Raw genomic sequence first — 7,490 nt, 5'->3', positions numbered from 1 at the left:
GAGACCGACACGGCCTCAGGAAGATAGACCGCGCCGATCCCCGAAACTCATCGCACTCCGGGCGTGTCGGACGGTAAGTGGTCGGCGGCATCGCGGTTCGAGCGCAACTTGTCGAACGTCCATGCGACGGCAGCGCCGACGCCCGCGCCGAGCAGCCAACCGGCCAGCACATCGGTCGGCCAGTGCGCACCGAGATACACCATGCATCCGCCGACGAACACCACCGCCACAACGAGCGCGGTGCCCGCCGCGCGGCGCATACGGGGCGAGCGCCACTGGACCGCCAGGAATATGCCCATCGCCAGTGCCGACGTAGCCGCAGCGTGCGTGGAAGGCATTGCCCAGCTGTGGATTTCGGGCCACAAGGTCAGTTCTGCACCCGGCCGCGGCCGCCTGACCACCTGCTTCAGCCAATGCGCGATGAAATCGCCCAGCAACAGACTCGCCGCCGCGATACCGCCGACCCGCCAGCTCCGCGTCGCGACCACGGCCAATACCCCGGCCAGCGCGCCGATCTCGAGTACCTCGATGCGCATTCCGGCATTGCCGATGCCCTGGATCACCTGCGTCACGGCGTCGGCGCGCCGGACCGAGACGACGCGCATGACGCTCTCATCGAACCCCATCGCGTCGATGTTTCCAGACCCCCAGCGGTGGCAGGAGACATCCCGAGCCCGCTCCGGTCCGAAGATCATGTGTGGCCCGGTCGGGGTGAGGGAGCCCGGCCGTGTCACGCATAGGATCGACGGGTGCACGGAGCGGATTCGGGGACCACGGGGTTGGCGACGTTGTTCGCGTTGGCGGACTCGCGGCTGCCGATCGGGGGGCATGTGCATTCCGGCGGTGTGGAGGAGGCGGTGGCGTCCGGCGTGGTGCGGGATGTCGCGACGGTCGAGCTGTATTTGCGGCGGCGTATCCGGACGTCCGGGCTGGTGGCGGCCTCGTTGGCGGCGGCGGTGTGTGCGGGGAAGTCGACCGCCGAGCAGGCCGAAGCCGAGGCCGACGCGCGGACACCGGCTCCGGCGGCGCGGGCGGCGTCGCGGGCACAGGGGCGTGGTTTGGTGCGGCTGGCCAAACAGGTTTGGCCAGGGGCGGATTGGACGGTTCTCGGTGTGCGGCCGCATCTGTCGACGGCCTTCGGCGTGGTCGGGCAGATATGCGGTGCGACTCCCGAGCAGGCCGCCGCGGTCGTCGTCTACACGACCATGACCGGCGCGGCGACCGCGGCACAGCGGTTACTGGCGCTGGATCCCGCCGTTGTCGCCGCCTGCACGATCCGGCTCGGCGAACTCTGCGACCAGACCGCCGCAGCGGCCGCGACCGGACTCGCCGCACTCTCGGATCCGCTACAGGACGTACTCGCACAGCGACACCCGGTACGCGATATGCCCCTGTTCGCGTCCTAGGCGCGCAATCGGTAAGGATGAAGGCGGAAAGGAGCACGATATGCCACCCCACCTGATCGACGGCGAACCGCACGATCACTCGCACGACCGGCCAAAGCGCGAGCGCACGCCCGGCGAAGCGCTGCGCATCGGTATCGGCGGACCGGTCGGTTCGGGCAAGACCGCCCTGGTGGCCGCCTTGTGCCGACAGCTGCGTGACGAACTCTCGCTCGCGGTGCTGACCAACGACATCTACACCACCGAGGACGCCGACTTCCTGCGCAGGCACGCGGTGCTGTCGGATGAGCGGATCACCGCCGTGCAGACCGGTGGCTGCCCGCATACCGCCATTCGCGACGACATCACCGCGAACCTCGATGCCATCGACGATTTGATCGCGGCCAACCCGCCCCTGGATCTGATCCTGGTCGAATCCGGCGGCGACAATCTCACCGCCACGTTCTCCTCCGGCCTGATCGATGTACAGATCTTCGTCATCGATGTCGCGGGCGGTGACAAGGTGCCGCGCAAGGGCGGTCCCGGCGTGACGTTCTCGGATCTGCTGGTGATCAACAAAACCGACCTGGCCCCGCTGGTCGGTGCCGACCTCGACGTCATGGCACGCGATGCCGCGAAGGTGCGCGAGGGTCGCCGCACGGCGATGATCTCGCTGACCGAGGATCCGGCCGCCACCGCAGTGCTCGCCTGGGTGCGCGAGCAGTTGCGGACCATCGCCGAACAGGACAAATCCGTCACCGAATCCGCTGTTGCGCACTGAGGTTCGCATTGTCGCCGCCGTCGGCACGCTGCCCGAGATCCATGCGAGCGGCGGGCTGGCGGCCCGGCGCACCGGTCCGGACACCGTCCACCTGATCGGCACCGCGGCCACTCCGCTCGGCGGCGATGAACTCGATATCGAGATCGTGGTCGGCGCGGGCGCACGTCTGGTGGTGCGCTCGGTCGCGGCCACCATCGCGCTACCGAGCACACGCACGCCATTGTCGTTGGCGCACTGGCATTTCGACGTCGCGGGCGAGCTGGATTTCGATCCGGAGCCGACGATCGTGGCAGGCGGCGCGCACCACCACGCGGTGACCGAGGTGCGATTGACCCCCGACGCCCGGCTACGACTGCGCGAACGCGTACAGATCGGGCGCACCGGCGAAGAAGGCGGCGGCTGGCGCGGTGACCTGATCGCCGATATCGGCGCCCTGCCGCTGTTGCGGCATCGACTCGAACTCGGCGCGGGTAGTGCCACCGATGACAATCTCGCCGCACCAAGGGCATTGGACAGCGAACTCGTCTATCCGGACGACCGCCCCGTGGAAACCGACGGCCTGGTCGCGGCCCGTCTCCCGCTCGCTTTGGGCGGGGCCCTGTCCACCCGAACGGGACCGCTGCTCGCAAGCAAGCGGTAGCTCTCGATTCGCCCCGCAATGTGTCATCCATCACACGGGGCTTTTGCCCGGACCGGCACGGTGTAGCGATGCGCCGGGCGGGGGAATGAAAAGAGGTGGGAACCCGACAACGTCGTCAGGTTCCCACCCTGGTGCGGCGCTCGATCAGTCGCCGACGACCCGCGGGGGCGCGTTGAAGGCATTGACCGCGCCGACGGCCGCACCGGCCGCTGCCCCGATCACAGCGGCGGGGGCCGTGATCACGGCCGCGCCGAAGCCCGCTCCGAGCAGCGGACCCGCGACCACGCCCACCGGCACGAACGCGAGTCCGAAGACCAGTCCCAGCGCACCGCCGACCAGCGCGGAGGTCGCCGCGACCGGGACCGCCGCCCCGGCCCCCGCCACCGCACCCATCGTGGCGGTGCCGACGGTCTGTCCGGCGATCCGGTCCGAGCGGCTGCGCTCCATGCCGATCGAATCGAGGAATGTCGCCAGATCGGCCTCGGCGATTGCGGAGTTGTCGTTGATCTGGATCGCCTGCTCCTGTTGATCCAATCCGGTGCGTCTATGGTGACGTCACCGAAGCGGAACTTGCCTGGCGGCGGCGCGATCGGCGGCACCGGAGCTACCGGGCCGGGCGCGTGCAGCAGCTGACGGCTAGCCCACCTTGCGATCGGCCGCCTTCTCGGTGCGCGCGGCCTTCCCGTTCTCCGCGGGCGGCGCCCCCAGCGCGGCCGCGAGTTCGTCGGCTTCCTGCTGATCGGCCTGCACCGCCTCCACCGCGAGCCGGGCGAAGACCCACTGCTCGGTGGCCGCCATCTGCCCGCGGGTGCGGCCGAGGAAGGTCACGAACCACTGGATGACGGTGATGATCCGGCTGCGGTAGCCGACCAGGTAATACAGGTGCAGCGCGAGCCAGGCCAGCCAGGCGATGAATCCGCCGAACTCCAGCTTGCCGACCTGGCAGACGGCGCTGAACCGTGACACCGTCGCCATACTGCCCTTGTTGAAGTACTTGAACGGCTTACGGTCCTGCGGCGCTTCGCCTTTCAGTCCGGCCTTGATCTGCTTGGCCGCATATGTCGCGCCCTGGATCGCGCCCTGTGCCTGACCGGGCACATTCGGAACCGACATCAGGTCGCCGACCACGAACACATTCGGGTGGCCCTTGATGGTCAGATCGGGTTCGACGATCACACGCCCGGCGCGGTCGGTCTCGGTGCCGTCGGAGCGTTCGGCGAGCATCTTGCCCAGCGGGCTGGCCTGCACACCGGCCGACCACACCTTGCATGAGGATTCGATCCGGCGCACCGTGCCGTCGGCATCCTTCACCGTGACCCCATGCGCGTCGACATTGGTGACCATGGCGTTGAGCTGGATCTCCACCCCCATCTTCTCCAGCCGCCGCTTGGCCTTGCCGCCCAGCTTCGGACCCATCGGGCCCAGCACCGCGCCCGCGCCCTCGACCAGGATCACCCTGGCATCGCGCGGATCGATGTTGTGGAAGGTGCCCTCCAGGGTGCGATCGGCCAGTTCGGCGATCTGACCGGCCAATTCGACACCGGTGGGTCCGGCGCCGATCACCACGAAGGTGAGCAGTCGGTCCCGCAGTTCCTGGGTGGTGGCCAGTTCGGCGCCTTCGAATGAGCCGAGGATGCGCGCGCGTAGCTCCAGCGCGTCGTCGATGGTCTTCATGCCGGGGGCGTAGGTGGCGAACTGGTCGTTGCCGAAGTAGGACTGCTGCGCGCCGGTCGCCACGATCAGGCTGTCGAAGGGGGTGACGGTGTTCTGGTTGAGCAGCTGCGAGGTGACCGTCTTGTGCTCGAGGTCGATATCGATGACATCGCCGAGCAGCACCTGGGCGTTCTTCTGCTTGCGCAGCACCAGCCGGGTCGCGGGGGCGATCTCACCGACCGACAGGATGCCGGTGGCCACCTGGTAGAGCAGCGGCTGGAACAGGTGGGTCGAGGTTTTGGAGATCAGAGTGACGTCGACGTCGGCATGTTTGAGGTGCTTGGTACCGAACAAGCCGCCGAATCCGGAGCCGATCACCACCACCCGGTGGCGATGGTTCTCCTGGACAGACTGAGTGCTCATCGTCGGTGCTCCTCAAACCTGGGGTGCGGCCCCTCGAACGGTGTTGACCCGACTTACGGTAGTCGGCGCTCTGCTGGCCGTCGCGGCGAGATCCCGGTTGTTGATGTGCCGATTCTTTTCGAGCGAACGAATGTGAAAAAGAGAATACGATAGATCCTGTCGTTCAGGGAGGTTTGTCATGGTCGCTGGTGGCCGTGTCGCCCACATCCGCAGCGGGAATGGAAAGCCCAGCGTGCGGCACGAATCCGAGAACGCGTCGCTCATCGACGTCCCGGACGACCACCTGATCGATCGACTGCTGAGCCGGGTTCCCGAGCGTCCGCATGTGCTGGCCTCACCGCCGCGCGGCAGCACCGCGATCGCGGTGACAGGAGATGCCGGACTTCCATATTTCGGCCGGGGTCTGCACTACCTGCGCTGGGGACCGGCGGAAATGATGCAGCGGTATCGCCGCTACGGCCCGGTATCGCTGAATTCGTCGCTGGGCTTGGATCGGGTGCTGGTCTGCGGTCCGGAGGCGATCGATGAGGTGCTCGGCAAGCGGCGTCGCGATTTCGGCCAGGGCTGGGACTACTTCATCGGCCCGTTCTTCCGGCGCGGACTGCTGCTCCTGGAATTCGACGAGCACATGTTCCATCGCCGAATCATGCAGCAGGCCTTCACCAGGGAGCGGCTGGAGGCGCATCTCGCGGCGTTGACGCCGGTGGCGCGGGCCGCTATCGATCGGTGGGCGCCGCGGGCAGGCGGCACCGTCCGGCTCTATCCGACGATCAAGGAATTGACGCTGGAGATCGCGGGCGAGACCTTTATGGCCGTCGATGTCGGGATGCAGCGCCGCAAGCTCATAGCTGCGTTCATCGACTGCACCCATGCCGGACTATCGGTTATTCGACATCCGGTGCCCGGCGGCAATTGGCGCGCCGGGCTGCGCGGGCGCAAGGTGCTCGAGCAGTATTTCACCGACATGCTGCCGAGCAAGCGACGGACCGAGTCGGCGGATTTCTTCTCCGGACTGTGTCATGCGCGCACCGAGGACGGCGCCGAATTCAGCGACGCGGATGTGGTCAACCACATGATCTTCCTGATCATGGCCGCGCACGACACCACGACGACCACCGCCACCGCCGTGGCCTACTACCTCGGCAAACATCCCGAATGGCAGCGGCGGGTGCGCGCCGAGGTGCACGCGGTCGATGCCGAAATCGGCGGCGCCGCACCGGCAATCGCCGATCTGGACCGGATGCGTGAACTGGATCTGGTGATCAAGGAGAGTTTGCGCTTGATGCCGCCGGTGCCCGGACTGCCGCGACGGGCGGTGCGCGACACCGAAATTCTCGGGCATTACATTCCGGCGGGCACGCCGATCGATTGCGCGTATACGGTCAATCACTTCCTGCCGGAGCTGTGGACCCGGCCGGAAGTGTTCGATCCGGAACGCTTCGGCGAAGCGCGGCGCGAGGACAAATCGCATCGACTCGCCTGGGTGCCCTTCGGCGCGGGTGCGCACAAATGCATCGGGATGCACTTCGGCACATTCGAGGTGAAGACGATCATTGCCGCGCTGGTGCGGGATTACGAATGGGAACTCCCGGCGGATTACCGAATGCCGTGGGGATTCACGACGATTCCGTTCCCCCGGGATGGTGCACCCGTGTCTTTGCGTCCCCTCAGCGTCCGCTGAACAGGAGTTCGGCGACCTTGGTGTCGGTCGCGGCGCCTTCGGTGTAGCCGCCGTCGCTGCCGAGTGAGCTCATGATGGCCAGGGTGTAACGCTCACCGGGGCCCGCGAAGCCGACCGAGTTCACCACCCAGCCGCCCTGCTCCTCGGACCAGCCGTTCTTGAGGCCGGGCCGCATCGCGGCGCCCGCGCCCCACACGCCCCAGTGCTGGTTGCTGTCGACCGCGCGCATACGGTCGAACAGGTAGTTCCGGTCGTCCGGGTGCATATTGTTGAAGATCGAATCCATCAGCCGATCCAGGTCGGCGGGGGTGCACTTCTGGAACGACCAGTCCGGGAACATCGCGGTATTCGTCGGCTGCGGAATCAGGTTCACCATGCCGCTGGCGCGGAAGGCATTGTTATAGGCCATCCGATCGAGGCCGGCGTACTTGTTCCAGAGGATGTCGGCGGCTTGGTCATTGGAGGTGGCGAGCATCGATTCCATCAGGCCGCGGTCCTCGGGACCGAGACCGATCACGCCCGCCCGCGCGCGGTTGAGCAGATCGGCGGCGATCGCCAGTTTGATGGTGGAGGCGGTCCAGACCGAGTTCTCCGCATTCTCGTTCGCGTACACCCCGCCGCTGACTCGGTCGCGGACCACGTAGCCGGTCACGCCGGGCCGATTCTTCAAATACGCGTCGACAGCGGCGATTCGGCTGCTCATATCGCAATCGAAACCGGCGATGCAGCCCTGTGTATGGGCCGGAGGCGCCGCGTAGGCCGACGGAATCAGCGCGGTGGTAGTGGGGACCAGGATCGCCGCAGCGGCGAGGACAGAGACGGAGGCGTGACGCACGAGGCAACACGATCGCACATCGGCGGGCCGGACGCACGTCTTGAGCTCTGCGCGACGCTGTGGTACGTGGCGTTGCGTACTTGTACCGCAGCGTC

At 67.1% G+C, this 7,490-nt stretch carries 8 protein-coding genes; 4 read left to right on the top strand and 4 right to left on the bottom strand.

Annotated elements, in window-relative coordinates; all coding sequences use genetic code 11:
- Positions 1–47 precede the first annotated feature (47 nt).
- Positions 48–626 carry a phosphatase PAP2 family protein gene (locus tag NP3_RS02475; RefSeq protein WP_063037329.1) on the bottom strand — a complete coding sequence of 193 codons (579 nt, stop codon included), beginning with the start codon at positions 624–626 and terminating at the stop codon, positions 48–50.
- Positions 627–749: 123 nt separating this feature from the next.
- Here NP3_RS02475 and NP3_RS02470 point away from each other — a divergent pair, with 123 nt between their 5' ends.
- Genes NP3_RS02470 through NP3_RS02460 form a run of 3 tightly spaced genes read left to right on the top strand, consistent with a single transcriptional unit; the run spans position 750 to position 2,803 of the window.
- Positions 750–1,406 carry an urease accessory protein UreF gene (locus tag NP3_RS02470; protein WP_063037327.1) on the top strand — a complete coding sequence of 219 codons (657 nt, stop codon included), beginning with the start codon at positions 750–752 and terminating at the stop codon, positions 1,404–1,406.
- A 40-nt stretch (positions 1,407–1,446) separates the two neighbouring features.
- Complete coding sequence (ureG, locus tag NP3_RS02465; protein WP_063037325.1) at positions 1,447–2,163, top strand: urease accessory protein UreG; 717 nt, start codon at positions 1,447–1,449, stop codon at positions 2,161–2,163.
- On the top strand, positions 2,153–2,803 hold the full coding sequence (locus NP3_RS02460) for an urease accessory protein UreD (protein WP_063037323.1): 651 nt from the start codon (positions 2,153–2,155) through the stop codon (positions 2,801–2,803). Before ureG ends, NP3_RS02460 begins: the two co-directional genes overlap by 11 nt.
- Positions 2,804–2,947: 144 nt before the next feature.
- On the opposite strand, the gene NP3_RS02455 is transcribed toward NP3_RS02460, so the two are convergent.
- Together NP3_RS02455 and NP3_RS02450 are read right to left on the bottom strand one after the other, a co-directional pair.
- Positions 2,948–3,337 (bottom strand): hypothetical protein, encoded by a 390-nt coding sequence (locus NP3_RS02455; protein WP_063037321.1) that lies wholly within the window; start codon positions 3,335–3,337, stop codon positions 2,948–2,950.
- A gap of 102 nt (positions 3,338–3,439) precedes the next feature.
- On the bottom strand, positions 3,440–4,879 hold the full coding sequence (locus NP3_RS02450; RefSeq protein WP_063037319.1) for an NAD(P)/FAD-dependent oxidoreductase: 1,440 nt from the start codon (positions 4,877–4,879) through the stop codon (positions 3,440–3,442).
- Between the two features lie 178 nt (positions 4,880–5,057).
- Here NP3_RS02450 and NP3_RS02445 point away from each other — a divergent pair, with 178 nt between their 5' ends.
- Positions 5,058–6,560: a cytochrome P450 gene (locus NP3_RS02445; RefSeq protein ID WP_084508050.1), complete on the top strand. Its 1,503-nt coding sequence runs from the start codon at positions 5,058–5,060 to the stop codon at positions 6,558–6,560.
- On the opposite strand, the gene NP3_RS02440 is transcribed toward NP3_RS02445, so the two are convergent.
- Positions 6,547–7,395: a serine hydrolase gene (locus NP3_RS02440; protein ID WP_245720771.1), complete on the bottom strand. Its 849-nt coding sequence runs from the start codon at positions 7,393–7,395 to the stop codon at positions 6,547–6,549. The two genes, NP3_RS02445 and NP3_RS02440, sit on opposite strands and share 14 nt — an antisense overlap.
- Positions 7,396–7,490: the final 95 nt, after the last annotated feature.

It is taken from the genome of Nocardia pseudovaccinii NBRC 100343 (genome assembly GCF_001613225.1).
Classification (GTDB): domain Bacteria; phylum Actinomycetota; class Actinomycetes; order Mycobacteriales; family Mycobacteriaceae; genus Nocardia; species Nocardia pseudovaccinii.
This window is presented reverse-complemented; position numbering and strand designations above follow the sequence as displayed.

Bases quoted from the DNA above. Each gene is read 5' to 3' on its own strand.
- NP3_RS02445 (WP_084508050.1), top strand. From the start codon at position 5,058: ATGGTCGCTGGTGGCCGTGTCGCCCACATCCGCAGCGGGAATGGAAAG.
- NP3_RS02475 (WP_063037329.1), bottom strand. From the start codon at position 626: ATGGGGTTCGATGAGAGCGTCATGCGCGTCGTCTCGGTCCGGCGCGCC.
- NP3_RS02450 (WP_063037319.1), bottom strand. From the start codon at position 4,879: ATGAGCACTCAGTCTGTCCAGGAGAACCATCGCCACCGGGTGGTGGTG.
- ureG (WP_063037325.1), top strand. From the start codon at position 1,447: ATGCCACCCCACCTGATCGACGGCGAACCGCACGATCACTCGCACGAC.